The organism is Streptomyces sp. NPDC017225 (assembly GCF_044331465.1).
Lineage (GTDB): Bacteria > Actinomycetota > Actinomycetes > Streptomycetales > Streptomycetaceae > Streptomyces.
In genome coordinates this window covers 192,008-217,735 of record NZ_JBIRNE010000012.1, presented here as the reverse complement: position 1 = coordinate 217,735, position 25,728 = coordinate 192,008, and the positions used below count along the sequence as shown (strand labels likewise).

The window sequence follows — 25,728 nt, the reverse complement described above, 5'->3', positions numbered from 1 at the left end:
TTACGTCAATCAGTTGCTCTGGCACGAATTAGTGCCATACCGTCAGTGACGCGACGCACACGCTGCGAAACACCGGAGCACCGGAAGCGCACCGCTCCGTCCTGTCATGACGGCTGCGGCATCGACACCGCCCGGCGGCAGCGACACCCCTCCCTCACGAACGGAGTCGACGCATGCCCGAAGACACTTCCTGGGAGTACTCCCTGTACATCCCGAACGACCCCCGCGCCGTCACCATCAGTCGCCGCACCCTCCGCCTGATCCTGACCATGCACGGACTGATCGGCCTCGTCGACGTCGCCGAGCTGCTCGCGGCGGAGCTGATCGGCAACGCCGTGCTGCACACCAAGGGTCCTGCGGCACTGCGCGTGCGGTGGTCGGCCGGGGTGTTGCGGATCGGCGCGTGGGACGCGGACCCCGAACCGCCGGACGCTCCCGCCCGGTTGGCGGACGTGGCCGACGAGGAGAGCGGCCGGGGGCTCGCCCTGGTCCGGGCCTGTTCCGACCTGTGGGGGTGGCAGCCGCTCTCCCGGTTCGGCAACCGGGGCAAGTACGTGTGGTGCGAGCTCGGTGCCCCTCAGCCCGGCGTCACCAGCCGGGCCTCGTAGGCGAAGACCGCCGCCTGGGTGCGGTCCCGCAGGCCCAGTTTCACCAGGACCCGACTGACGTGTGTCTTGATCGTCGACTCGGCGACCACCAGGCGCTCGGCGATCTCCGAGTTGGACAGGCCCTGCGCGATGAGGACCAGGACCTCCGTCTCCCGCTCGGTCAGGTCGCCGTACGCCCCCTGCGCCGAGGTCATCAGGCGCGGACCGTCGGACAGCTTCGAGAACTCGGTGATCAGCCGCTTGGTGATCGAGGGGGCGAGGAGTGCCTCCCCGGCGGCCACCACCCGGACACCGTCGGCGAGCTGGCGGGCGGAGGCGTCCTTGAGGAGGAAGCCGGAGGCACCCGCGCGCAACGCCTGGTACACGTACTCGTCGAGGTCGAAGGTGGTGAGGACGAGGACCTTCGCCGCGCCGTCCGCCGCGACGATCTCCCGCGTCGCCTCGATGCCGTTCAGCTCCGGCATGCGGATGTCCATCAGGACGACGTCCGGGGCGAGCTCCCGAACCTTCGCCACGGCCTCCCGGCCGTTGACCGCCTCGCCGGCGACCTCGATGCCCGGCATCGCGTTCAACAGGACCGAGAAGCCCTCGCGCACCATCATCTGGTCGTCGGCGATCAGGACCCGGATCGTGCGGTCAGTCATGCTTCACCCTCGGTCCGCGCGGTGAACGGCAGGAACACCGCCACCTCGTAACCCCCGTCATCGGTGGGACCCACCGTCATCTCTCCGTCCAGCATCGACACCCGCTCGCGCATGCCGGTGATGCCGTGCCCGGCGCCCGGTGACGGCTTGACCAGGGAGGGCTGGGGCATCGAACCGTTCACGATCCGAAGCCCCAGGCCGCCCAGGACGTAGGAGACCTCGACGCGGGCGGTCGCACCCGGCGCGTGCCGCAAGGAGTTGCTCAGCGCCTCCTGCACGATCCGGTACGCCGAAAGCTCCACACCGGGCGGCAGCTCACGCACCGCGCCGGTCACCGCCTTCTCCACGCTCAGGCCGGCGTCCCGCACGTTGTCCAGCAGGGCGTCGAGGTCGGCGAGCGTGGGCTGCGGGGCGTCCGGGGCCTCGTAGCCCTCGGCGCGGACGACTCCGAGGACGCGGCGCAGCTCGGTCAGCGCCGCCACCGCGTTCTCCCGGATGGTGGCGAAGGCGCGCTCCAGCTCCTCCGGCGGATTCTCCACCCGGTACGGTGCCGCCTCCGCCTGGATGGCGACCACCGACATGTGGTGGGCGACCACGTCGTGCAGCTCGCGGGCGATGGTGGTGCGCTCCTCCAGCAGAGTGCGCCGGGACCGCTCGTGCGCGGTGACCGTCCGCTGGGCGGTGACCTCCTGCCGCGCCTCGCGGCGGACGTGCCGGACCGCGACCATCAGCAGGGCCAGGGCGGAGAGGAGCAGCATGGGCGCGGAGGTGTTGTACTCGCCGTCGCCGATCACGGTCTCCGCGAAGAGGGAGTAGGCGGCCGTCAGGGCCCACATCCACGCGGCGGTGCGGGGCCGGGTGCGTATCGCCACGACCACCAGCACCGTCAGATGGCAGATGAAGACGCCGGGCTGCCACGGCCACTCCCCCAGGCTGCCGTCCAGCAACGCGACCAGCGGTGTCGCCGCCATCGACATCCAGAAGGCGCCGACCGGCCGGACCAGCGTGGCCAGCACCGGTGCCGCGCACACCAGCCCGCTCAGCAGAGCCACCGGCCCGTCCATGACGCCCCCGGCGGAACCGCCGAACATCGCGATCATGGCGAGGGCCGCCACCACCGCGTGCGGCAGGCGGGTGGCGTACGACCGCCGCCGGCCGGAGAGCCGACGGGTCAGCCGGCCGTCCGTCGCCACGAGCGGCAGCGGGCGGTAGGCGAAGGCGTCGTGGAACAGGTCCTGGCGCAGCCCGCTCAGGACATCCATGGCCAGCCGGAACTCGGGGCTGCGCTCGCCATCCCCGGAGGGGGCGGTCCGCATCTGGGTCGTCTCGGTCACGTTCGCAACGGTAGGCGTCACCGAGTACCGCGGTCGTCACCAGCGAGAGGGGTTCTTCGGTATCCGTCTCAGGTACTACGGGACCACCCCGCTCAGTACCCGGAGGGCCGCACCAGCCCCGACTCGTACGCGAAAACCGCCGCCTGTGTCCGGTCCCTGAGCCCCAGCTTCACCAGAATCCGGCCGACGTGCGTCTTCACGGTCTGCTCGGCGACGACCAGCCGCGTGGCGATCTCCGCGTTCGACAGACCCTGCGCGATCAGGGCGAGCACCTCGGTCTCCCGCTCGGTCAGATCGCCGACGCGGTCCTTCAGCGGCGCGCGCGGCCGGTCGTCCAGTCGGGAGAACTCGGTGATCAGCCGCCGTGTGACGCCCGGCGCGAGCAACGCGTCCCCGGCCGCCACCACCCGGACCGCCTCGGCCAACTGGTCGGCGGAGGCGTCCTTCAGCATGAACCCGGACGCGCCGGCCCGCAGCGCCTCGTACACGTACTCGTCGAGGTCGAAGGTGGTCAGTACCAGCACTCTGATCTCCGGGGTCGCACCGGTGATGCGGCGGGTGGCCTCGATACCGCCCAGCTCGGGCATGCGGATGTCCATCAGGACGACGTCCGGGGCCAGCTCGGCGACCTTGGTCACGGCGTCCAGGCCGTCCACCGCCTGCCCGATCACCTCGATGTCGGGCTGGGTGTTGAGCAGCACGGTGAAACCCTGCCGGACCATCTGCTGGTCGTCGGCGATCAGCACGCGGATCACGCGGCCGTTGCTGCTGGTCGTCATCGGGTGTCGTCCTCGGTGGGCTCGTGGGCGGAGTCGTGGGCGGAGTCGGGGGCGGGGTCGGGGGCAGGCGGGTCGGGGGCAGGCGGGTCGGGGGCGAAGTCGTGGGCAGGATGGTCGGGGCCGTCGGTCGGCAGGAACGCGGCCACCTGGTAGCCGCCGTCCGGCAGCGAGCACGCCGTGAGAGTGCCGTCGAGCATCGCCACCCGCTCCCGCATGCCGAGCAGCCCGTGCCCCGCCCCGTCCGACGGTGCCGGGGCTCGCTGGGGCCGGGTGTTGGTGACGTCCACGCGCAGCCCGATCGGAAGATACGTGAGGTGGACCCGGGCGGTCGCGCCGGGCGCGTGCCGCAGGACGTTGCTCAAGGCCTCCTGCACGATCCTGTACGCCGACAGCTCCACACCGGGCGGCAGGGGTCTGCGCGTCCCGCTCGTCTCGGTGGTGACGGTCAGCCCGGCGGCCCGGATGTTCTCCACCAGCGCGTCGAGCCGGTCGAGGGTGGGCTGCGGGGCGTGCGGGGCAACGTCGCCCCCGCCGGACATCGCCGGCGCGTCGGGATGCTCGGAGCGCAGCACGCCCAGCACCCGGCGCAGCTCGGTGAGTGCCTCCAGCGCGTTCTGTCGGATGCCCGCGAGGTTCTCCTTGAGCTCGTCCGACGGATTCTCGACGAGGAGGGGGGCGACCTGGGCCTGGATGGAGATCACCGACATGTGGTGGGCGACCACGTCGTGCAGCTCACGCGCGATGCGGCCACGCTCCTCCAGCAGGGTGCGCCGGGCTCTCTCCTCAGCGGTCAGCGAGGTCTGCTGCTTCAGCTCCGCGCGGGCCTCGCGGCGTCCGCGCAGGGCGATGCCGAGCACCACGAAGACCGCGAAGAGGATGACGGCGAGCTGGCCGGTCGGCTGGTAGTTCAGCCCGCCCACCAGGCCCTGCACGACATAGGTGGCGAGCGCGGTCAGAACCAGCGCCTCCACGGACACCCGGGTACGGACCCGCAGAGCGAGGAGCAACAGGACGAAAAGGTGCCCGATGATGCCGGCGACCGGCCAGGGCCAGGTGAACTTGTCACCGCCCGGCACCATTTCGGCCCGCACGGCGAGGGCCCCCACCAGTATGGCCGCCATCGACAGCCACCAGGCCGCGACCGGCCGCCACAGCGCCAGCACCATCGCGCCGGCCTGGCCGAGGGCGATCAGGAAGGCGAACCCGGGGTCGACCCCGCCGTTGTCACTGAGCTGGGCCACGTCGCCCCCCAGCACACCGAGGGCGGCCAGACAGACGACTCCGTGCGGGAGCCAGAGCAGCCACACCGACGGCGGCAGCGGGTCCGCCCGCCAGGTCCACAAGTCGTCGTGCAGCGCCCGCAGTACGCGCTCGACCCGGCCTCTCGCTCTCATCTGCCGGTTCCCCCGTCGCTTCACACGGCCCACCCTAGACATGACGTGCACCCGCTGCCCCCGACCGTCCCTGCGGGCGATGCGCCCGGACGGCCCGGGAGCGGCGCCGGCCGCCGCCGCGCTCGAAGGAGCGAAAGGCGGCCCAGCAACCGGCCAGGACCAGCGCGAACACCGGGAGCCACGCGAGCCGTGCCGCGACCCAGCCCAGCCCGTCGGGGAGGGTGTGCAGGCCGGGCAGACGGCCCACGAGGAGGCCGGTGGCCGTCGTCGCCATCAACGCGGTCTGGTGCCACAGGAAGATCGTCATCGCGGAGAGGTTGACCAGCGCGACCGCCGCCCACGCCATGGGCCGCCGCATCGCGCGGCCCAGCCGCTCGCGCAGCAGCAACGCCAGGCCGCACTGCGCCAGGCCGAAGGCGACGGCGGCCAGCGTCGGCGGGTTGAGGTTCGATATCTCGGCGCCGGGAACGCCGACCATCGACGCCGGGTAGCCCGCCCAGGCGACGAGGGCCGCCGTCGCCGCCGTACCGCCGATGAGCAGGAGCCGGCCCGCAAGGCGGTGGTCCAGTTCGCCACGGGTCCAGGCGGCGCCCAGGGTGTAGGGGACCAGCCAGCCGGCGGCGAGGTTGATCCAGCCGAGCCAGGAGGGAGCGCCGAAGCCGAAGCGCAGCACGTCCACATGGAGGACGACGGCCAGCGGCCACAGCGGGTGCAGCCGGGTCAGGAGCGGGGTCGCCGCGGTCAGCGCGGCGAAGACGAGAAGGAACCACAGCGGGGACAGGGCCAGCTTCACCAGGGTGTGGACGGTCACGAACTCCGCGCCGGTGAGGAGCAGCAGCGCCGCCGTCACCGTCCACAGGGTGAGGACGGCCGCGACCGGGCGGAACAGCCTGGACAGCCGGGCGGACAGCCAGCGGCCGTAGGACGTGCCGCGGGCTCTGGCCGACGCGTAGCCGCGGGTGGCGACATGACCGCCGACCAGGAAGAACACGGCGAGGGTCTGGAAGACCCAGGAGACCGGGGAGAACCAGGGCATGTCCTGAAGCGGGCTGGCCGCGTGCAGGCTGTTGCCGTCGGCGACCAGGGCCGTCACCAGCCAGTGGCCGAGGACCACGCCGAGGACGGCGACGGCGCGCAGGGCATCGACGGCCCGGTCCCTCGACGCGGGCGTGGCGGCGTCGATCCGGGCGGCGGCGCGGCGCAGCTGCTGTCTGGGGGCGACGCGGCTCAGCTCGTGGTCAAAAGCGGCGCGGCTCAGTTCCTGCCTGAAAGCGGCGCGTCTCAGCCCCTTACGGTCGGCGGGACCGCGCCCCGGGCCCGGGGCGGTGTGCGGAGGAGTCGGCCGTGCCGCTCGGGTCCATCGGGTAGCTCGGGTCGATCGGGTCGCGTCAGTCATGGGTCACCTCGGTGGTCTCGCCCAGGGCGATCCGGGCCAGGTTCGTCAGGGAGACGGAGCCGGTGTCGAAGTAGTCGCTGTGGCCGCCGTCGCCGGCCGCGAAGACCCGGGCGCCGAAGTCCGGCGAGAGGGGGTCGGTGCCGAAGCCGACGGTGGTGCCGAAGAGGTCGGCGCTGAGGTGCGGCACGTGCTCCACCCAGTCGTCGGCGCCCCGCGCCGCCCAGACCCGGGCGTCCGTGTGCAGGCCCGCGGCGGAGTCGTCGCCGGTGCCGGGGCTGCCGACCAGGGCTATGTCGGTGACGTGCAGTCCGTCGGCGGCGCGGGCGCACACGACCGACCCGTAGGAGTGGCAGAACAGGGCGACGCGGGTACCGGGGCCGGCGATCCCGTGCAGGGTGTCGACCAGGGTGCGCAGATTCGGGGCGGCACGGTCGGCTCTGCCGGTGGTGGCGACCGTGGTGCTGACGGTGCCCGGTGTCTCGTAGCCCAGCCAGGCCACGACCGCGGTGCTCGTGCCCTCGGGTGCCTCCGCGGCGAGCTGCCGGTGCAGGGCTAGGGCGGCGGCACGGAACCGGCCGTACGTGTCGAGGTTCGTGTCGGAGCCCGGGACCAGGACGGCGACGCGGTCCGCGTGGGCCAGGTCACCGAAGACCTCCGTGGCCAGCCCGGCCCCACGGCCGTCGAAGGCGAGGAGGCGCCGGGACGGGTCGGCCATCGAGCGGTCCGCCGCCGCGCGGTGCCGGTCACCGTGGGCGGCGGCCATCCGGGACGCCTCGGCGGCGTTGGCCCGGTTGGCGGCGTACGCCTCCTCCAACGTGCCGGCCGTCGGGGCCGCGAGCGCGGCGGGGGCCGGAGCGGGTGTCTCGGGGCGCGCGGCGCCGGAGAGAGGCACAACCACGGCACCACAGATGAGCGCGGCGAGGACGGTGCGACGCCATCTGTCCACGCGCCGCCGCCAACGGACCGTCGTCCCGGGCTCCATGGCCTCTCCCCTCCGGCTCGCCCGACCATCGGGCGTGCCTGTAAGGGAAGTTATGAATCGCGCCGGGTAACCCGCGTCCCGCCAGGGAACTCACCTGCGGGGTAGCTCTCAGGTACTACGGGTACGGCCCTGACACGACTGGGAAATCCGCATCCAGCTCATCTGAGCGGGCCAAGGACATCGCAAGGGAAAAGTTCACGCTTCTTCGCACCACACCCCGCCCCACCCTCACCAAGCCAGCTGCGCGATCTCCTCCGCCACCACCGCGCACGCGTCCGCCGCCGGATCGATCAGCGGGTAGTGACCGACGTCCTCCAGCAGCGTCACGCCCACCACCTCCCCGGCCTTCGCCGCCGCGTCGGCATACGCCTCGGCGACCGCCTGCGGAACATCCACGTCGGCACGGCCCTGGACCAGGGTCGTCGCGATCCCGGTGGGCAGCAGCAGGGCCGGGTCGGCGTAGGGACGGCGCTCGGCGAACAGCTCCGCTCCGCCCAGGAACTGCCGCGCCGCACCACCGCACACGTCGAGCTTGTCGGCGACCTCGAAGTCGGCGATCGGCGCGAGGGCGACGACACCACGCAGGGGCGCCGGGCGGTCGGTGCGCCAGGGAGCGTCGGCGGGCAGCAGGTGCCGGGCGGCCGCCCACAGGGCGAGGTGACCGCCGGCCGAGTGGCCGGTGAGCACGACCCGGCGCGCGTCGGCACCGGGAAGGTACTGCCGCAACAGCGCCGGCAGCGCGTCCAGCGCGGCCGCCACGTCGTCGAGGGTGTCGGGCCAGCGCCCCGCGACAGGGCCGCCCCCTTCCCCGCCCTGCCCGACGCCCTGGGCGCCACGCCGGTACTCCACACTGGCCACGGCAAGGCCCCGGCGGGCCAGGAAGCCGGCGAACGGGCTGACATGACGGCGGTCGTACGGTGCCCGCCAGGAACCTCCGTGCAGCACCACCGCCACGGGAGCGGCACCGCCAGGGCCCTCGGCGCCGCGCGGGGCGTAGAAGTCGATCACCTGGTCGGGGTGGTCGCCGTACACAGCGGTGCTGTCGGGGTCGACCGCCCGGTGCGAAAAGGCCGATTCCTCCTCCGCGGCGCCCCTCGCGGCAGCGTTGCCCGGTTCTGCGGCGGCGTCCGGCATGCTCAACCTCTCAGCGGCGAAACGGTGTTGGCCGACCGGAGAACAAGATCGGCCGTTGGCGGGACCGTATCAGGCCGGTGACGTGCGCCGACATGGGGATGTGACGCTGGGTGAGGGCCGGGCGCCGGCCCGGTCCCCACCCGACCGTCACACCAGCGTCTCCCCCAGCACCCGCGCCGCCCGCTCCACGTCCGCGAAGCCGACGTACAGCGGGGTGAAGCCGAAGCGCAGGACGTCCGGGGCACGGAAGTCCCCGACCACACCGCGTTCGACCAGCCGCTTCATGACGTCACCGGCGTCGTCACAGCGCAGGGCGACCTGGCTGCCCCGCTCGGCGTGCGCCGCCGGAGTCAGGGACTCCACCCGGGCGGCCGGGACGTACTCCCCGACGCAGCGCAGGAAGAAGTCGGTCAGTGCCAGTGACTTGGCCCGCACCGCCTCCACCGACACCCCGTCCCACACCTCCAGCGCCGCCTCCAGGGCGAGCAGCGAGAGGATGTCCGGCGTGCCGACCCGGCCCCGCAGCGCACCGGACGCCGGGGCGTACGCGGGCCGCATGCCGAAGGGCTCGGCGTGCGAGTTCCAGCCCGGCAGCGGGGAGTCGAAGCGGTCCTGGAGGCCGCGGCGCACGTACAGGAACGCGGGCGAACCGGGGCCGCCGTTGAGGTACTTGTAGGTGCAGCCGACCGCCAGGTCGACGCCGTGCTCGTCGAGGCCGACCGGCAGCGCGCCCGCGCTGTGACACAGGTCCCAGACGACGTACGCACCCGCCTCGTGCACCGCGGCCGTGAGCGCGGGCAGGTCGTGCAGCCGGCCCGTGCGGTAGTCGACGTGGTTGAGCAGGACGGCGGCGGTCCGGTCGCCGAGCGCCGACGGCATCTCGGCCGGGGTCACGGGGCGCAGGGCGCAGCCCGTCATCCGGGCCGCCGAATCGGCGATGTACCCGTCCGTGGGGAAGGTGGTGGCGTCGACGAGGATCTCGTCCCGGCCCGCACCGTTCTCCCGGCCGGTGCCGTGCGCACGGCCCGCGCCGTCGTCCTCCCCCGCCATCCGTACCGCCGCGACGAGCGCCTTGAACACGTTGACGCTCGTCGAGTCGCCCACCACGATCTGCCCGGCCGCCGCCCCGACGAGCGGAGCGATCCGGTCGCCGATCCGCTCGGGCGCGGTCCACCAGCCGCTCTCCTCCCACGACCGGATGCGCAGCTCACCCCACTGGCGGCGTACGACGTCCTCCACGCGCGCGGGGACACCGGCCGGGAGGGCGCCGAGCGAGTTGCCGTCCAGGTAGACGGCGTCGTCCAGGACGAACCGCGCACGCAGTGCCGCCAGCTCGTCGGCGGCGTCCAGCTTCTCGGCCTCAGCGGCCAGTTCGGAAAGTTCAGACATACGACCGCGCCGTCCACAACTCGGGGAACACATTGCCGCGGGCCCGCTTCTCCAGCCAGGCCACCCCGGCTGAGCCGCCCGTACCGGTCTTGGAGCCCATCGCGCGGCGGGTGGCGACCAGGTGGTCGTTGCGCCAGCGCCACACCAGCTCGGCGACGTCGGTGAGCGCCTCGCCGAGGCGGGCCAGCTCGCCGTTCTGGTCGCCCGCGTAGACGGTCGTCCAAGCGGCCTCCACCTCGGGCGCCGCCTCGTACTTCCGGGTGACGTCGCGCCTGAGCACGGCGTCCGGGATGTCGTATCCGCGCCGGGCGAGCAGCCGGACCACCTCGTCGTACAGGCTCGGCTCGTGCAGGGCCTTCTCCAGCTCCGCGTGGACTCGCGGGGAGCCGCGGTGCGGGACGAGCATGGACGCGGACTTGTCGCCGAGCAGGAACTCCAGGCGGCGGTACATCGCCGACTGGAAGCCGGACCCCTCGCCGAGGGCACTGCGGTACGAGTTGAACTGGGCGGGCGTGAGGCCCGCCAGCGGGGTCCAGGAGGCGTTCAGCGCCTCCAGCTCCCGCACCGAGCGCTTCAGCGCGTCGGTCGCCACCTGGATCCGGTCCTCGCGCAGGGCGCGGGCGGCCGTCTCCCACTCGTGGACGATGACGGTGAACCACAGCTCCATGACCTGGGTGGTGACCAGGAAGACCATCTCTCCGGGATCGTCGGAGAGGGTGTGCTGGAGGTGGGTGAGCACGTCCGCCTTGACGTAGTCCTCGTACGGCGTGCTGCCCTCGAAGTCGAGATTCGGGGCTTCGTGGGACATCGCTGTCTCCTGATGTGCACTTCGGGTAGCGGTCCGCCCTGCCGTTACCGACACGGGGCCCCGGTCCCCAACGTCATCCTCCGCAATCGTCGCAGGAAACCGCAAGGCCCGCCTGCGCACGGCAGACGGGCCAGGGGACGTGCGGTGTCCGGTCCCGGTCAGCCCAGTACCTCGGCCGCCGTCGGCGAGGAGTCCTTCAGGAACTGGCTGCAGCGCTCGTACTCCTCCTTCTCGCCGATCGCCTGGGCGGCGCGGGCGAGGGCGTGCAGGGCGCGCAGGAAACCGCGGTTCGGCTCGTGCTCCCAGGGCACCGGGCCGTGGCCCTTCCAGCCGCTGCGGCGCAGGGAGTCCAGGCCGCGGTGGTAGCCGGTACGGGCGTACGCGTACGACTCCACGACGCCGCCCCGCTCGAACGCCTCGTCGGCCAGCTGTGCCCAGGCCAGCGAGGACGTCGGGTACTTCGCCGCGACGTCGGCGGGCGTGGTCCCGCCCGCCAGCAGCTCGCGCGGCCCGGGATCGTCGGGGAGGTGGGTCGGGGGCGGTCCCCCGAGAAGGTTCTCGTGAATGGCCATGGGCACAAGTCTGCGTCATGCCGTCGGCATACGTACGCGGGCCCGGCACCTCAGGAGAATCCTGAGCTGCCGGGCCCGGCGCGAACGGCACGGCGCGGACGGCGCGCGGTGGCCGTCGCCAGATCCGCGGTGAGCGTTACTTGATCTTCTGGCCCGCCGAGCGCAGGTGTCCGCAGGCCTCGAGGACGCGCGCGGCCATGCCGGCCTCGGCCAGCTTGCCCCAGGTGCGCGGGTCGTAGGTCTTCTTGTTGCCGACCTCGCCGTCGACCTTCAGGACGCCGTCGTAGTTGCTGAACATGTGGGCGACGACCGGACGCGTGAAGGCGTACTGGGTGTCCGTGTCGATGTTCATCTTGACCACGCCGTTCTCCAGCGCGGTCGCGATCTCCTCGGCGGAGGAGCCGGAGCCGCCGTGGAAGACGAAGTCGAACGGCTTGCTGCCGGCCGGCTGACCGTACTTCGCGGCGATGCCCTCGTTCAGCTCCTTGAGCAGCTCGGGACGGAGCACGACGTTGCCCGGCTTGTAGACGCCGTGCACGTTGCCGAAGGACGCGGCGAGCAGGTAACGGCCCTTCTCGCTCAGGCCCAGGGCCTCGACGGTGCGGACCGCGTCGTCGACCGTCGTGTAGAGGGAGTCGTTGATCTCGTGGGAGACACCGTCCTCCTCGCCGCCGGTCGGGGTGATCTCGACCTCAAGGATGATCTTGGCGGCGCGGGCGCGCTCCAGCAGCTCCTGGGCGATGGAGAGGTTGTCGGCCAGCGTCTCGGCCGAGCCGTCCCACATGTGGGACTGGAACAGCGGGTTGCGGCCGGCCTTGACGCGCTCCTCGGAGACCGCCAGCAGCGGACGCACGTACCCGTCGAGCTTGTCCTTAGGGCAGTGGTCCGTGTGCAGGGCGACGGTGACGTCGTACTTCTCGGCCACGATGTGCGCGAACTCGGCGAGGGCGACGGCGCCGGTCACCATGTCCTTGCTGTGCTGGCCGCCCAGGAACTCGGCACCGCCGGTGGAGATCTGGACGATGCCGTCGCTCTCCGCCTCCGCGAAACCGCGCAGGGCCGCGTGCAGCGTCTGGGAAGAGGTCACGTTGATGGCCGGGTAGGCGAACTTTCCTGCCTTCGCCCGGTCCAGCATCTCGTTGTAGACCTCGGGAGTTGCGATGGGCATGTCCGCTCCTTGTATGTGCGGGGGCGTGATTGGTGCTTACGGCCCTGACCTAGACCTGGGGGGCGACGTCATCGTCGGCCCCATCCTTCCAGACGACGCGGGATACTCCGAGTGGACGTCCGTCCCGGCCCCCGGCCGCCTCAGTCCAGACCCAGCTCGTCCTTGTCGTACGCGTACCGGTACGGCACCCCGGCGCCCTCCTGGATCTTCTCGGCGGCGCCCGTCGCCCGGTCGACGATCGTCGCCACGGCCACGACCTCCGCACCGGCCTCGCGCACGGCCTCGACGGCGGTGAGCGGGGAGCCGCCGGTGGTGGAGGTGTCCTCGACGACCAGGACGCGACGGCCCCTGATGTCCGGACCCTCGACGCGCCGCTGGAGACCGTGCGCCTTGGCGGCCTTGCGGACGACGAAGGCGTCCAGCCTCCGGCCCCGCGCGGCGGCCGCGTGCAGCATGCTCGCGGCGACCGGGTCGGCGCCCATGGTCAGCCCGCCCACCGCGTCGAAGTCCAGGTCGGCGGTCAGGTCCAGCAGCACCTGCCCGACCAGCGGCGCGGCCTCGCCGTCCAGGGTGATGCGACGCAGGTCGACGTAGTAGTCGGCCTCGAGACCCGAGGAGAGGGTCACCTTGCCGTGCACCACGGCCTTGTCCTTGATCTGCTGCAGCAGCGCCGCGCGTACGTCCGTCATGTACGTCAGCTTAAAGGCGCCGCCAGCTCCAGGTCGTCGTGGCCTCCAGCGGCTCCAGGGGCGTGACCAGGCGCGGGAGGGTGTTCAGGCCGTTGGGCGGGCCGGTCTGCGGCTCCACACAGACGGCGGCCTCCTGCTCGTCGTAGACGACGGCCCACTGCTCCGGGCTGGTCACCCTCAGTTCCAGCCGCTGGGGCCAGGTGAGGGTGACGTCGACACCGTCCGGCATGCCGAAGCAGTCGTCCCAGGGGCCCGGCCCCGGGTCGACGCGGTCGCCGGTGGGCAGATGGTCGTCGCCGCGCTCCTCCTGCCAGGCGGGGTCGAAGGCGATCGCCACACTCGCGCCGTCCTCGCCGCCCAGGGTTCGGTTGAACCACGGGTGCCAGCCGATCTGCGCCGCGAAGGACGAGTCGTACGTCTCCACGGACATCGTCAGCGTCAGCGCGTCCTCGGCCAACGCGATCACCTGGGTGACACGGCCGGAGTAGGGCCAGGGGTCGGTGAGGTCGTACGTGATGACGGCCTCGTCCCCGGTGACGCGGGCGGTGTGCCAGGCGGCGTCGCGGGCGGTGCCGTGGATGGCGTGCGGCGGGGAGTTGAGCGGCATCTGGTGGACGACGGCGCCGTCCCGGAAGCGTCCCTCGCGGATCCGGCCGCACCAGGGGACCATCGGGAAGCAGCCGTACCGCTCGCCCTGACGGAGCAGTTCCGTGCCGCCGACGCGCAGCCCGCCGATCCGGCCGCCGTTGCCCGGCAGCACGGTCGCCTCCGCGTCACCCGCGGTCAGCGTGATGGGTTCGTTACTCACGCCATGACCCTACTGGGGTGATCAAGGGCGCCCCACCCGGCCGGGTCCGGAGGCGGTTCGTCCGACGGGTGACCGGCGACTGCCTGACGGCTCGCGCGACGGCTGACCTACGGCTTCGACGGCTGCTCAGTGGCGTCTGCGCAGCGCGCGGCCCAACACGATCGCCGACGCCACGATCAGCGCCGCCGCGGGGGCGGCCCAGCGCAGCGGGGCTCCGACCGAGCTCGCCTGGGGCGCGGGCACAGGGGCGTACCGGCCACGCGGCGGAGCGTGGTCCACCTCCTCGGCGCTGCGGCCGATCATCGTGCGGCGCGCGTGCGCGGCCTCGGCGGGGGGCTCGGGGGCTTCGGGGGCTTCGGGGGCGCTTGAGGCTCCTGTACCTCCTGGGGCGTCCGGGGCTGCCGGGACACCCGGCTCGTCCCCGACCTCCCCGGCGTCCTCACTCGTGTCCGTGTCCGTGTCCGTGAGGGAGGGCGGAGGGACCTCGGTGTCGAAGACCGAGGTGTGCTGCGGTTCCGCGTCCGCGGCGGGCCGTTCCGTCGGCTCGGCCACCGCCGTGCCCAGGTTCTCGGCGAACCGGGTCAGCAGCCGGGCCATGGCCGACGTCACCGACTCCTCCGGCAGCTCCGTGACGCGCCCGTCCCCGGTGGCCGTCCCGGTGAACGCGAGGGTGCAGCCGCCGTCGGCGTCCCGCACCCGCAGGGTGAGGGCGAGCGTGACCGCGCCGGTACCGCGCGACTCGGTGGCGTCGCCTTCGACGGCGTACGCCCCGTCCTCCCGCGCGGACAGGCGCAGGGCACCCCGGTAGGTGATGGAGTGACTGCCGATACGGACCTTCAGCCGTCCCGCGACGGGCTCGGCCCCGGCGTCCTGCTGGAGCCCCGGGACCGCCCGGGCGACCCGGACGGGGTCGGCCAGCACGTCCCTGAGCCGCTCGGCCGGAACCGGAACGAACACCTCATGCTCCATGTCAGCGCAGCCTACCCAGCGGGCGCCCGGTACACCCCCCGGCCGCACAAAGTCACCCGCGACCTCCCCTGCCTCCCGTAGCTCCTGCCTCTCAGGTACCTCCAGCCCCTCCCGTACCGCCCGGCGTCACCAGTCCCGACTCGTACGCCACCACCACCGCCTGCGCCCTGCTGGTCAGGCCCAGCTTGGTCATCGTGCGGTTGAGGTGGGTCTTCACCGTGGCCTCGCTGATGAACAGGCGGTCGGCGGCATCGGCGTTGCTCAGGCCGCGGGCCACCAGCTTCAGGACCTCGGCCTCCCGGGTGGTCAGCGTCGTCAGCCCGGGTGGCGGGCCGGCGTCCGACGGCTCCGGCCGTCTCGTGTCCGACATCTGCGTGAACGCCTCGACCAGGCGCCGGGTGACCGCGGGAGCGAACAGCGCGTCACCCCCGTGCACCGCGGCGACCGCGGCCAGCAGCCGTTCGGGGCCGGCGTCCTTGAGCAGGAAGCCGGAGGCCCCGGCACGCAGGGCGCCGTACACGTACTCGTCCAGGTCGAAGGTGGTCAGGATCAGGACGCGGGGCGCCGGGTCCACCGCGTCGGCGAGGATCCGCTCGGTGGCCTCGATACCCGTCATGCCGGGCATACGGATGTCCATCAGGACGACGTCCGGCCCGGTCCTCGCGGCCAGCGCCACCGCTTCGGCGCCGTCGGCCGCCTCACCGACGACCTCCATGCCCGGGGCCGCGCGCAGCAGCGTGGCCAGTCCGCTGCGGACAAGGAACTGGTCGTCGACGACGAGCAGCCTTATCGGGTCGTCGTGCGGCCCGTCCAGCGGGCGCTCCCCCGGCCGGTCCGTCGGGCGGTCTGCGTCGGTCATTCCCTGACGGCGTCTCCCCGGCGTGCGGTCTGTACCGGCGTCGGCAGGGTCAGGCGCACGCCGAAACCCCCCTCGCTGCGCGGGCCGACGGCGATCGTCCCGCCGTAGAGCTTGGCCCGCTCCCGCATTCCGATCAAGCCATGGCCACCGCGCTCGGGGATTGTGGCCGAATCCGCCCCCTCCCGGACCGCCTCCCCGGCGCTTCCTCCCGATCCGTCGTCGCTCACCGACACCGCCACCCCGCCCGCGCGGTAGGCGAGCTCGACGGTGGCGGACGCCCCCGGCGCGTGCTTGAGCACGTTGGTGAGGGCCTCCTGCACCACCCGGTAGACGCACAGCTGGACACCGGGCGGCAGGGGCCGCGGTGCGCCGGTGACCCGTAGTTCCACGCCCACGCCGCCGGAACGCACCCGGGTGACCATCTCGTCCAGCTGGTCGAGGCCGGGAGCGGGGGCGCCGACCGCGTCCTGGACACCGTCGGCGCGCAACAGGCCCAGCATGCGCCGCAGTTCGGCCAGGGCCTCGCCGCTGGCGCCCTCGATGGTGTCCAGGGCGCCGCGCGCGGTGGGGGCGTCGGAGTGGAAGACGAAGCGGGCCAGTCCGGCCTGGACGTTGATGACGGCGATGTGGTGGGCGACCACGTCGTGCAGCTCACGGGCGATCCGGACGCGTTCCCCGGCGACCTCGCGGCGGGCCCGGTCGGCCTGTTCGGCGCGGAGCTGCCGGGTGAGTTCGCCGGTCCGGCGGGCGACGTACCCGAAGCGCCACAGCACCAGGGGGAAGCCCACGGCCTGCCCCACGACCGACGCCATCGCCTCGGCGTCACTGACCACCCCGGCGTAGATCCAGACACCGGCGAGCAGGGCGGCGCACGCGGCGGCGGTACGGGTGGGGCGCAGGGAGGCGACGGTGTAGACGGCGAGCATGGGGCCGAAGGAACCGACCACGGGCCAGTGGCCGAGGGTGACGTAGACCGCCCAGCAGGTGTGGACGGCGAGGCAGACCGTGACGGGGGCCCGGGTGCGCAGGGCGAGCGGGAGGTTCAGCAGGGCGACGAGCGTCCAGGCGAGCGGATCGAGCGCGGGCCACCCCTGGGCGACGGCCTCGGTACCGAGCAGGACGGCCACGGTCGTCAGCGCCGCGGCGATCAGGCCGTCGGCCGCCAGGAGGTGCGGGCGCATTGCGGCAGCGTAAGTCCGCCCGCCCGGCGGCGGCGTCATCCTTCCGCCGTACCGCGGAAGTCGCAGGAACCGGGCGCCTACCGCGCTGGGCTGGGTCCCGTATCCACCCACTGCGGGATTCCGGGGCGGGCGGGGCGGCCATAGGTTCTCGGTGCGAACGATCCGCAGGGGGGTGTGGCGGCCCGTCCCGTACCCGGGGGAGGGCCGGGCCGCCGCACGGGGATCGGGACCGGGGCTCGGCACCAGGGCTCACAGGCGGCACGTACGGGGGGAATGGGAGGGCAGCTCGTGCCGGGGGGCGCGAGTGGGCCGTTCCAGGGGGCATGTCCGAGCGAGGTGCCCAAGAGGAGAGGACGGACGGCCACGCGGACGTGTACATGTACGTGGACGTGGATGTGGACGTGGGTGCGGGGCGCGGGGGCCCTCGTCCTCCTACCGCTCCCCTTCCCTCCCTCCCCGGCGCGCTCAGTACCGCGGATGCACCAGCGTCGACGGCGGCAGGCCGGTGATCCGGGTGCGGGACGCGGAACGGGCGTCCTGGGACAGAGTCGAGGACGTGAGGGTCCGCGGGCGGGGGGCCGTCGGGTCGAGGCGCAGCGCGGGGGCCCTGCGGGCGGCCAGGAGGAAGCCCCAGTCGCGGGGGGCGTGCGAGGTGGCGGCCGTGCGGTCGGGGCCCGGTGCGAAGCCGGTGTCCCGGGCATCGACGCGGTAGGGGGCGGTCCGCAGACCGGCCGCGCGGAGCGTCGCGTCCACCGTCCAGAAGGCCTGGGTGCGTGCGGCCACCGGGCCGGCGTGCACGACCAGCCGCCCACCGGGGGCGAGCACCCGCCGGAGCAGGCCGTAGAACTCCTGCGAGTACAGCTTCGTGCTGGCCGTGATGCCCGGGTCGGGCAGGTCCGAGATCACCACGTCGTACCTCGCGGTGGGCGTCGAGCGCAGCCGGCGGAAGGCGTCCGTCGTGGTGACGTGGATGCGCGGATCGCCGTAGGCGTGCTCGTTCAGCGCGGACAGGCCGGGGTCGTGCCGGGCCAGCCGGGCGAGCCCAGGGTCGAGTTCGACGATGTCGACGCGGCGCACGTCCGGGTGGCGCAGCACCTCACGCGCGGCGAGGCCGTCGCCGCCGCCGAGAATCAGCACGCGCGCGTGCGGGCCGCTCATCGCGGGACGCACCAGGGCCTCGTGGTAGCGCCGCTCCTCGCTGCCGCTGACCCGCAGCCGGCCGTCCAGGAACAGGTCGAGGGGCCGCCCGTCGGTGTCGCCGGTCAGGACCACCTCCTGTACGTCGGTCTGGACGGCCACGCGGACGTCGTGGCCGTACACCGCCTGCCGGGCGGCGCGCTCGAAGTCGTCGGCGAGGACGGTGGCCGTGGCGAGGAGCGCGAGCACGACGACGTTGGCGGTCAGCAGCAGCCAGCGGGCCCGGCGGGTCATGTCCCGCCGGAACAGGCCGAGGACCAGGGCGGCGCCGACGACCGCGTTGACGGTGCCGGTGAGCAGCGCGCCGGTCAGCTGGCCGAGGAAGGGCAGCAGTACGAAGGGGAAGGCGAGGCCACCGACGAGCGCGCCGACGTAGTCCGCGGCGAACAGGTCGGCGACGGCGCCGCCCGCGTCCTGGCGGCGGACGCGCTGGATCAGCTCCATCAGCAGCGGCACCTCGGCGCCGATCAGCACGCCGATGGCGAGTGAGAAGGCGACCAGGAGGAAGCGCGGGCCGTCGGCCCACAGTCCGCCCCAGCCGCCGGTCCAGGCGAAGACGGCGTACAGCACCATCGCGCTGGAGCCACCGACGAGGGCGAGGACGGCCTCGACCGCGCCGAAGCCGGCCGCCGCGAACCGGCGCAGCCGTTTGGCGGCGAGCGAGCCGAGACCCATGGCGAAGACCATGACGGACAGGACGACGGACGCCTGGGTGACCGAGTCGCCGATGAGGTACGAGGCGAGGGCGACGAGTTCGAGTTCGTACACGAGCCCGCAGGCCGCACAGACGAACACCCCCGCCAGGACCAGGAACCGCCCCATGGCCGGCCGGACGGGAAGCCGCGCCGGTCCCCCCGACCCCTCGGGAGGACCACCGGAGACACCCGAGGAGCCACCGGAGGGGTCCGGGGAGCCACCGGAGACACCCGAGGAGCCACCGGGACTCCCCGAGGAGTCGCCGGGGCCGCCGGAGCCGCCGGAGCCGCCCCAGGACGGCGGTGAGCCGGGCAGGACGGGCGCGTGCGGTTCGATCACGGGGTGACGTTACGTCACTCCGTCACTGCGCTTCGTCACCCACACGTGTGAAACTGGCGTTCCCTTGGACACCGCGGGTTTATCCCGCCCGGGCCCGCGACGCGACCGCTCACACCCCGGAGGGGCTGAGCCGCGACGTCGGCACCCGGACACCCACCCGGGTACGGGTCGCCACCAGGTGGCCGTCCTGCGGATAGGCGTGCCAGGTCCGCCACTGCACCTGCCCCTCGCACCGCTGGGCCAGCAGCGCGGTGAAGGCGTGCGGACTGCCGGGGAAGACGCCGGCCAGCCCCTGCGGGTGGTCGGCGACCAGAGCCAGCAGCTCCTGGGCGCGCCCGGCGAAGGAGCCCGGCGTCAGCACCTCGACGCGGGCGGCGAACTCGTACTCCCAGTCACCCACCCGCTTGGCGACGCCCAGCGGAAGGGGGGTACTGCTGCCGGGGATGCACGCCACTGTCTCCGAACAGCTGCCCCGCTCCTCCTCGAGCAGGACTTGGTGCGAGGCCCCCAGGAGTCTCAACTGAATTTTCGCGCCAGTCAGTTCGAGGTCGAGACTGGCGAGCGCGGGCAGCGGCTCGCGCCCCAGGGCCCAGGCCAGGTCGGCCGCGCGCGTGTCGGTGTAGGCGGTTTTCAGGGTCGTGAGCATGGATCGGCTCCGCAAGCACACAAGGAGAGGAAGGTGTGGGGCCTGCGCATCCCGGCCACTGCCGGGGATGCGGCCCGCTCAGCCCAGTCGGCCGGTCAGGAGGGGGGTCAACAGGTCGTCCGAGGAGCTGCGTTGGTGATGGAGAGGGAATCATGAACGATGGCGCCGCCACAGCTTTTTTACCCAACTTCGTGGCGTTTCCATCCCTCAGGGGGCTCCACAGCTCAACTGTTCAACCAGAGCGCACACCCCGCTCGTACAGCGCGCGCCGGTGTGTGGGAGTGCCCACCGGATGTGTTCCCGGTGGGCACTTGTGAGGGGGCGCGGGGCCCGGCCCCGGGCGCGGGCCCCGCGCCGGGGATGCGGTTCCCTCTGCGGAAGCTCAGCTGCCCCGTGTCAGCCGCCTCCACCGCATCCGCCCCCACCCCCGCAGGACGAGCCGCCTCCGCAGGAGTGGCCTGAATCGTTCCCGCTGGAGGAGGGGCTGCCGTCTCCCCTGCCGGCCCACCAGCTGTTGGTGCTGCCGCCGTCGCCGCCGCTCGACGTCCGCGAGTGCCGACCACGTGACCGGCCCGTGGACGAACCGCCCCCCGCGCCGGAACGCCGCGCTCCGGACAGCAGCCCTCCGATCACCAGTACGGCGACCACGACCAGGATGATGCCGACGATCATGACCCACCCCTCCTTCCGCTTCCCGGGCTCACACCCGGATCCCCCGAAGCAACCCCCCGTTGGGCGCCTCGCACTCCGTGCTCTGTCTCCGCGCTCTGTCTCCGCGCGCTGTCTCCGCGCGCTGTCTCCGCGCTCCGCGCTTCTCCTCTTGTCGCTGACTGAAGCCCGGTGAAGCCCATCGCGTGAACGGGAGATGCCCCTCGCCGCCACGCCCCAAAGCAGAGTTGAGGAACTCCAGAGCTTCGGCGCAGGATGACCGGCATGACCCCCATGAGCTCCAGCGCCCGCCCCTTCCTCAACCGCCGGCTCGCCGAGTTCGGGACGACGGTCTTCGCCGAGATGTCCGCCCTGGCCGTGCAGACCGGGGCGATCAACCTGGGTCAGGGCTTCCCCGACACCGACGGGCCCGAGGAGATCCGGGAGGCCGCCGTACGGGCACTGCGCGACGGACGCGGCAACCAGTACCCGCCGGGCCCCGGCGTCCCCGAGCTGCGCGCCGCCGTCGCCGCCCACCAGCACCGCCGGTACGGCCTGTCCTACGACCCGGACACCGAGGTCCTGGTCACCGCCGGAGCCACGGAGGCCATCGCCGCCTCCCTGCTCGCCCTGCTGGAGCCCGGCGACGAGGTCGTCGCGCTGGAGCCGTACTACGACTCGTACGCGGCCTGCGTCGCGATGGCGGGCGGCACGCGCGTACCGGTGACCCTGCGCCCGGGGACCACGGACGGGCGGGCGGCCTTCCGGCTGGACCTCGACGAGCTGCGCGACGCGATCACCGGCCGCACCCGGCTGCTGCTGCTGAACACCCCGCACAACCCGACGGGCACGGTCCTGACCCGCGACGAACTGGCCGCGATCGCCCAGCTGGCCGTCGAGCGGGACCTGCTGGTGGTGACCGACGAGGTCTACGAGCACCTGGTCTTCGACACGGCCGAGCACATCCCGCTCGCGTCCTTCCCGGGGATGCGCGAACGCACGGTGACCATCGGGTCAGCGGGCAAGACGTACTCCTTCACGGGCTGGAAGGTCGGCTGGATCACCGCCGCGCCCGCACTGGTCACGGCTGTCCGCTCGGCCAAGCAGTACCTGACGTACGTGGCCTCCGGGCCCTTCCAGTACGCGGTCGCCGAGGCCCTCGCGCTGCCCGACTCGTACTTCACCGCCTACCGCGAGGACATGCGGGCCAAGCGGGACCTGCTGGCGACGGGCCTGGAAGAGGCGGGCTTCGGCGTCTACCGCCCCGCCGGAACGTACTTCGTCACCACCGACATCCGCCCGCTCGGCGAGAGCGACGGCTTCGCCTTCTGCCGCACCCTGCCGGAACGCGCCGGTGTCGTCGCCGTCCCCAACGCGGTCTTCTACGACCACCGGGAGGCGGGCGCCCCCTTCGTCCGGTTCGCTTTCTGCAAGCGGACCTCCGTACTCGAGGAGGCCGTACGCCGGCTGAAGACACTGTCCGGATGAGCCGAGAGGGCTTGGGCCGGGAGCCGGAACGGCGAGAGCCCGGCCCCGGCACACGACCTCGGTGGGTCGGCGCCCGGCCGGGCTCTCCTCACGCAGCGCGGACTATTCGCCGTCCTCGTCCGTCGGCTTGTCCGACTCGTCGACCTCCTGCTCCAGGCCGAGCTGCTCCACGAGCCACCGGTCGAACTCGATGGCGGCCCGGACCCAGCTGACCGTCGAGGAGACGAAGTGCTCCAGGCTGACGCCCATGCCGATCAGCATCTGGGCCTCGCCGATCAGGCGGACCGTGCCGTCGTCGTGGGTGTGGGAGTACACCTTGGGCCACAGGGTGCGCCGGTTCCAGTCGTCGATCGACTCCAGCAGCTGCGGCTTCTCGTCGATCTGGTGGGGCCGGTCGTAGAACGTCCGCACCGAGAAGACCTGCTGGTCCCCCTCGCCGCGGAACATGAAGTACGTACGGAACTGCTCCCACGGCGCCGCGAGGTCACCCTCGTCGTCGACGACGTACTTCAGCTCCATCTGTTCGAGGAGCTGCTTCACAAGATCCTGATCCGGGACGACGGGGCCCGCAGGTCCTTGGGACTGCGGCTCGGGCTGCTTGCCCCCGAAGTTCGGAATCGAGGACGGGTCGATGGTCACCGTGAATTTCCCTTCGTACGGATCTGGCCATCCTCTCCCATGCGGGGAGGGGCGTGGCAAGCCCGCCGTGGCCCTGTCAGCCCTGGGCTGACATGATCCGGCCGGTCGGGTGGACGTACGGCGGACGGAGGCGGGTACGTGAGGCGGACCCGGGACGCGGCGGTGGGGCCCGAAGGCGGCGAAGTGGTGCCGCGGGGACGGACCAGGTGGTGGCTTTTCGCGGCGCTCGTGACACTGCCGGTGCTCGTCCTGCTCCCCTTGCTCCTCGTTGTCGTGGGCGTCCTCCTGTCCGAGGAGGACGGCCGGGGCGACGGGCGGGCGTCCGACCACGTCCCCTGCTCCGAGGCGCTCGCGTTCGGCGGCGCCGCCCTGCCGGACGGTGCCCGGCCCGTCGGGAAGTGCACGCTTCAGGGCTTCCAGGACACTCACTACGGCGCGTCCTTCCGCATGCCGCGCACGGGTCGCACGGGTGTCCAGGCCTGGCTGGCGCACACCTACCCGGACGCCCCGGCGCCGGAGACGGAGTCCTGCGCGGGGGACGACGTCGATCTGTGTCTGGATCTGGGTTACGCGCGGGGCCTGCCGGACGGTGTGCGGGCCCATGCCGTGGAGGTGCGGGTCGTGTACGAGGACGACGCCCGGACGGCGCTGGTGCGGTTCGCGGCGTTCACGACGTGACGCACGACGGCCCGCCACCCTCCGGGAGGGCGGCGGGCCGTGCGTCGCGTCGGGGCTAGAGCGTCTTGCCGCTCGCCGGTCCCACGATCAGGTCGTCGCCGACGCGGTCCACGCGGACCGTGTCGCCGTCCTTGATCTCGCCGGAGAGGATCTCCCGGGCGAGCCGGTCGCCGATCGCGGTCTGCACGAGGCGGCGCAGCGGCCGGGCGCCGTACGCCGGGTCGTTGCCCTCCTCCGCCAGCCAGGCCAGCGCCTCGTCGGTGACCTCCAGCGCGAGCCGGCGCTCGGCGAGGCGCCGGGCCAGGGCGCCGATCTGGAGCCGCGCGATCCGGCTCAGCTCCTCCTTGGACAGTGCCGAGAAGACGACCAGGTCGTCCAGCCGGTTGAGGAACTCCGGCTTGAAGGACGCCCGGACCACCTCCAGGACCCGCTGCTTCTTCTCCGCCTCGCCGGTCGTCGGGTCGACCAGGTACTGACTGCCGAGGTTGGAGGTGAGGACCAGGATGGTGTTGCGGAAATCGACGGTGCGGCCCTGGCCGTCGGTGAGGCGCCCGTCGTCCAGCACCTGGAGCAGGATGTCGAAGACCTCGGGGTGCGCCTTCTCGACCTCGTCGAGCAGCACGACGGTGTACGGGCGCCGCCGCACGGCCTCGGTCAGCTGGCCGCCCTCCTCGTACCCGACGTATCCGGGCGGGGCACCGACCAGCCGGGCGACGCTGTGCTTCTCGCTGTACTCCGACATGTCGATGCGGACCATGGCCCGCTCGTCGTCGAAGAGGAAGTCGGCGAGCGCCTTGGCCAGCTCGGTCTTGCCGACGCCGGTGGGGCCGAGGAAGAGGAAGGACCCGGTGGGCCGGTCCGGATCGGCGATCCCGGCACGGCTGCGGCGCACGGCGTCGGAGACCGCCCCCACGGCCTCCTTCTGCCCGATGAGCCGCTTGCCCAGCTCGTCCTCCATCCGCAGCAGCTTCTGCGTCTCGCCCTCCAGCAGCCGCCCGGCGGGAATGCCCGTCCAGGAGGCGACGACGTCCGCGATGTCGTCGGCGCCGACCTCCTCCTTGACCATGGTGTCCTTCGCGACCTCTTCCTCGGCCTCCGAGGCGGCCTCCAGGTCGCGCTCCAGGGTCGGGATCTCGCCGTACAGGAGCTTGGAGGCGGTGTCGAAGTCGCCGTCGCGCTGGGCGCGTTCGGCCTGCCCGCGCAGTTCGTCGAGCTTCTCCTTCAGCTCACCGACACGGTTGAGGGACTGCTTCTCCTTCTCCCAGCGGGCGGTGAGGCCGCGCAGCTCCTCCTCCTTGTCGGCGAGGTCGCGGCGCAGTCGCTCCAGGCGTTCGAGCGACGCGGCGTCGGTCTCCTTGCCGATCGCCAGCTCCTCCATCTTGAGCCGGTCGACGGCGCGCTGGAGTTCGTCGATCTCGACGGGGGACGAGTCGATCTCCATGCGCAGCCGCGAGGCTGCCTCGTCGACGAGGTCGATGGCCTTGTCGGGCAGGAAGCGGGAGGTGATGTACCGGTCGGACAGGGTGGCGGCGGCCACCAACGCGCTGTCCGCGATCTGCACCTTGTGGTGGGCCTCGTAGCGCCCCTTGAGCCCGCGCAGGATGGCGATCGAGTCCTCGACGGTCGGCTCGGCGACCAGCACCTGCTGGAAGCGCCGCTCCAGCGCCGGGTCCTTCTCGATCCGCTCCCGGTACTCGTCGAGCGTGGTCGCGCCGACCATGCGCAGCTCACCGCGGGCGAGCATGGGCTTGAGCATGTTCCCGGCGTCCATGGCGGAGTCGCCGCCGGCCCCGGCCCCCACGACGGTGTGCAGCTCGTCGATGAAGGTGATGATCTGCCCGTCGGAGTCCTTGATCTCGGCGAGGACGGTCTTCAGCCGCTCCTCGAACTCGCCCCGGTACTTGGCGCCGGCGACCATCGCGCCGAGGTCCAGCGCGACCAGCCGCTTGTTCTTGAGGGACTCGGGCACGTCCCCCTTGACGATGCGCTGGGCGAGCCCTTCGACGACGGCGGTCTTGCCGACGCCGGGCTCGCCGATGAGGACGGGGTTGTTCTTGGTACGGCGGGACAGCACCTGCACGACGCGCCGGATCTCCTGGTCCCGTCCGATGACGGGATCGAGCTTGCCCTCCCGGGCCGCGGCGGTGAAGTCGGTGCCGAACTTCTCCAGCGCCTTGTACTGACCCTCGGGGTCGGCGGTGGTCACTCGACGCCCTCCCCTGGCCTTGCGGAAGGCCTCCTGCAACTTCTTCGCACTGGCACCCTGCCCCTCCAGTACCTCACCGGCCGCGCCGCCCTTCGCGGCGATGCCGAGGAGCAGGTGCTCGGTGGAGAGGTACTCGTCCCCGAGATCCTTGGCGCGGGCCTGGGCGTCGGCGACCACGGCGAGCATCTCACGACTGGGCTGCGGCGGCGCGACCGTGGACCCTGTCACGCTGGGCAGCCCGGCGACGATGCGCTCGGCGCCGGAGCGCACGGCGGCGAGGTCGGCCTCCACGGCGGCGAGCAGATCGGTAATGTTCTCGTTGTCCTGCCCCTGGAGCAGGGCCAGGAGCAGATGGGCGGGGGTGAGGTCGGCATTCCCCTCGGTCACGGCCCGGTTGCTGGCCGCGTTGATCGCGTCCCGGCTCCGGTTGGTCAGCTCGGCGTCCACGTTCTGGCTTCCCTCCTCGCGTCGGCCGTC

General features: G+C 72.6%; 24 protein-coding genes. 3 read left to right on the top strand and 21 right to left on the bottom strand.

The window, feature by feature from the left end:
* Positions 1–173 precede the first annotated feature (173 nt).
* Positions 174–608: an ATP-binding protein gene (locus ACH4NX_RS25565; RefSeq protein ID WP_351387137.1), complete on the top strand. Its 435-nt coding sequence runs from the start codon at positions 174–176 to the stop codon at positions 606–608.
* Here the strand turns inward: ACH4NX_RS25565 and ACH4NX_RS25560 are convergent.
* The 19 genes from ACH4NX_RS25560 to ACH4NX_RS25470 all read right to left on the bottom strand — a co-directional run bounded on the left by ACH4NX_RS25560 (position 578) and on the right by ACH4NX_RS25470 (position 20,264).
* Positions 578–1,252 carry a response regulator transcription factor gene (locus ACH4NX_RS25560; protein WP_351387140.1) on the bottom strand — a complete coding sequence of 225 codons (675 nt, stop codon included), beginning with the start codon at positions 1,250–1,252 and terminating at the stop codon, positions 578–580. The two genes, ACH4NX_RS25565 and ACH4NX_RS25560, sit on opposite strands and share 31 nt — an antisense overlap.
* Positions 1,249–2,586, bottom strand: coding sequence for a sensor histidine kinase (locus ACH4NX_RS25555; RefSeq protein ID WP_398128696.1), 1,338 nt, complete (start codon positions 2,584–2,586; stop codon positions 1,249–1,251). The genes ACH4NX_RS25560 and ACH4NX_RS25555 overlap by 4 nt, the downstream gene beginning before the upstream one ends.
* A gap of 92 nt (positions 2,587–2,678) precedes the next feature.
* Complete coding sequence (locus tag ACH4NX_RS25550; protein WP_398128697.1) at positions 2,679–3,365, bottom strand: response regulator; 687 nt, start codon at positions 3,363–3,365, stop codon at positions 2,679–2,681.
* On the bottom strand, positions 3,362–4,801 hold the full coding sequence (locus ACH4NX_RS25545; RefSeq protein ID WP_398128698.1) for a sensor histidine kinase: 1,440 nt from the start codon (positions 4,799–4,801) through the stop codon (positions 3,362–3,364). Before ACH4NX_RS25545 ends, ACH4NX_RS25550 begins: the two co-directional genes overlap by 4 nt.
* Positions 4,794–6,155, bottom strand: coding sequence for an acyltransferase (locus ACH4NX_RS25540; RefSeq protein WP_398128699.1), 1,362 nt, complete (start codon positions 6,153–6,155; stop codon positions 4,794–4,796). Before ACH4NX_RS25540 ends, ACH4NX_RS25545 begins: the two co-directional genes overlap by 8 nt.
* A complete protein-coding gene (locus ACH4NX_RS25535) occupies positions 6,148–7,137 on the bottom strand; it encodes an alpha/beta hydrolase (RefSeq protein WP_398128700.1) in 990 nt (329 codons plus the stop codon). The genes ACH4NX_RS25540 and ACH4NX_RS25535 overlap by 8 nt, the downstream gene beginning before the upstream one ends.
* Positions 7,138–7,365: 228 nt before the next feature.
* Positions 7,366–8,271: an alpha/beta hydrolase gene (locus tag ACH4NX_RS25530; protein ID WP_351387152.1), complete on the bottom strand. Its 906-nt coding sequence runs from the start codon at positions 8,269–8,271 to the stop codon at positions 7,366–7,368.
* A 147-nt stretch (positions 8,272–8,418) separates the two neighbouring features.
* Positions 8,419–9,660 (bottom strand): kynureninase, encoded by a 1,242-nt coding sequence (gene kynU, locus ACH4NX_RS25525; RefSeq protein WP_398128701.1) that lies wholly within the window; start codon positions 9,658–9,660, stop codon positions 8,419–8,421.
* The gene (locus ACH4NX_RS25520) at positions 9,653–10,468 is read right to left on the bottom strand and encodes a tryptophan 2,3-dioxygenase family protein (RefSeq protein ID WP_351387158.1); all 816 of its coding nucleotides are present in this window, start codon (positions 10,466–10,468) and stop codon (positions 9,653–9,655) included. The genes kynU and ACH4NX_RS25520 overlap by 8 nt, the downstream gene beginning before the upstream one ends.
* Before the next feature lie 158 nt (positions 10,469–10,626).
* Complete coding sequence (locus tag ACH4NX_RS25515; RefSeq protein ID WP_351387161.1) at positions 10,627–11,040, bottom strand: DUF3151 domain-containing protein; 414 nt, start codon at positions 11,038–11,040, stop codon at positions 10,627–10,629.
* A 136-nt stretch (positions 11,041–11,176) separates the two neighbouring features.
* Complete coding sequence (fbaA, locus tag ACH4NX_RS25510) at positions 11,177–12,208, bottom strand: class II fructose-bisphosphate aldolase (protein WP_351387162.1); 1,032 nt, start codon at positions 12,206–12,208, stop codon at positions 11,177–11,179.
* A gap of 140 nt (positions 12,209–12,348) precedes the next feature.
* Positions 12,349–12,897, bottom strand: a complete 549-nt coding sequence (pyrE, locus tag ACH4NX_RS25505; protein WP_351387164.1) for an orotate phosphoribosyltransferase — start codon at positions 12,895–12,897, stop codon at positions 12,349–12,351.
* Between the two features lie 10 nt (positions 12,898–12,907).
* Complete coding sequence (locus tag ACH4NX_RS25500; RefSeq protein ID WP_351387165.1) at positions 12,908–13,705, bottom strand: aldose 1-epimerase; 798 nt, start codon at positions 13,703–13,705, stop codon at positions 12,908–12,910.
* Positions 13,706–13,831: 126 nt separating this feature from the next.
* Complete coding sequence (locus ACH4NX_RS25495) at positions 13,832–14,674, bottom strand: SRPBCC family protein (RefSeq protein WP_398128702.1); 843 nt, start codon at positions 14,672–14,674, stop codon at positions 13,832–13,834.
* A 91-nt stretch (positions 14,675–14,765) separates the two neighbouring features.
* The gene (locus ACH4NX_RS25490) at positions 14,766–15,533 is read right to left on the bottom strand and encodes a response regulator transcription factor (RefSeq protein ID WP_351387170.1); all 768 of its coding nucleotides are present in this window, start codon (positions 15,531–15,533) and stop codon (positions 14,766–14,768) included.
* Positions 15,530–16,714: a sensor histidine kinase gene (locus ACH4NX_RS25485; RefSeq protein ID WP_398128703.1), complete on the bottom strand. Its 1,185-nt coding sequence runs from the start codon at positions 16,712–16,714 to the stop codon at positions 15,530–15,532. The genes ACH4NX_RS25490 and ACH4NX_RS25485 overlap by 4 nt, the downstream gene beginning before the upstream one ends.
* A 465-nt stretch (positions 16,715–17,179) precedes the next feature.
* Positions 17,180–18,733, bottom strand: coding sequence for a polyamine aminopropyltransferase (locus ACH4NX_RS25480; protein ID WP_351387736.1), 1,554 nt, complete (start codon positions 18,731–18,733; stop codon positions 17,180–17,182).
* Between the two features lie 322 nt (positions 18,734–19,055).
* The gene (locus ACH4NX_RS25475) at positions 19,056–19,592 is read right to left on the bottom strand and encodes a DUF2617 family protein (RefSeq protein ID WP_398128704.1); all 537 of its coding nucleotides are present in this window, start codon (positions 19,590–19,592) and stop codon (positions 19,056–19,058) included.
* A 396-nt stretch (positions 19,593–19,988) separates the two neighbouring features.
* On the bottom strand, positions 19,989–20,264 hold the full coding sequence (locus tag ACH4NX_RS25470; RefSeq protein ID WP_398128705.1) for a hypothetical protein: 276 nt from the start codon (positions 20,262–20,264) through the stop codon (positions 19,989–19,991).
* 261 nt (positions 20,265–20,525) lie between these two features.
* On the opposite strand from ACH4NX_RS25470, the gene ACH4NX_RS25465 reads away from it, so the two are divergent.
* The gene (locus ACH4NX_RS25465) at positions 20,526–21,728 is read left to right on the top strand and encodes a pyridoxal phosphate-dependent aminotransferase (RefSeq protein ID WP_398128706.1); all 1,203 of its coding nucleotides are present in this window, start codon (positions 20,526–20,528) and stop codon (positions 21,726–21,728) included.
* Between the two features lie 102 nt (positions 21,729–21,830).
* Here ACH4NX_RS25465 and ACH4NX_RS25460 read toward each other — a convergent pair whose 3' ends face one another.
* Entirely contained in the window at positions 21,831–22,367 is a 537-nt protein-coding gene (locus tag ACH4NX_RS25460) for a YbjN domain-containing protein (protein WP_351387182.1), read from the bottom strand.
* A 138-nt stretch (positions 22,368–22,505) separates the two neighbouring features.
* On the opposite strand from ACH4NX_RS25460, the gene ACH4NX_RS25455 reads away from it, so the two are divergent.
* Positions 22,506–23,045 (top strand): hypothetical protein, encoded by a 540-nt coding sequence (locus tag ACH4NX_RS25455; RefSeq protein ID WP_398128707.1) that lies wholly within the window; start codon positions 22,506–22,508, stop codon positions 23,043–23,045.
* A 55-nt stretch (positions 23,046–23,100) separates the two neighbouring features.
* Here ACH4NX_RS25455 and clpB read toward each other — a convergent pair whose 3' ends face one another.
* Positions 23,101–25,698, bottom strand: a complete 2,598-nt coding sequence (gene clpB / locus ACH4NX_RS25450; RefSeq protein WP_351387188.1) for an ATP-dependent chaperone ClpB — start codon at positions 25,696–25,698, stop codon at positions 23,101–23,103.
* Positions 25,699–25,728 lie beyond the last annotated feature (30 nt).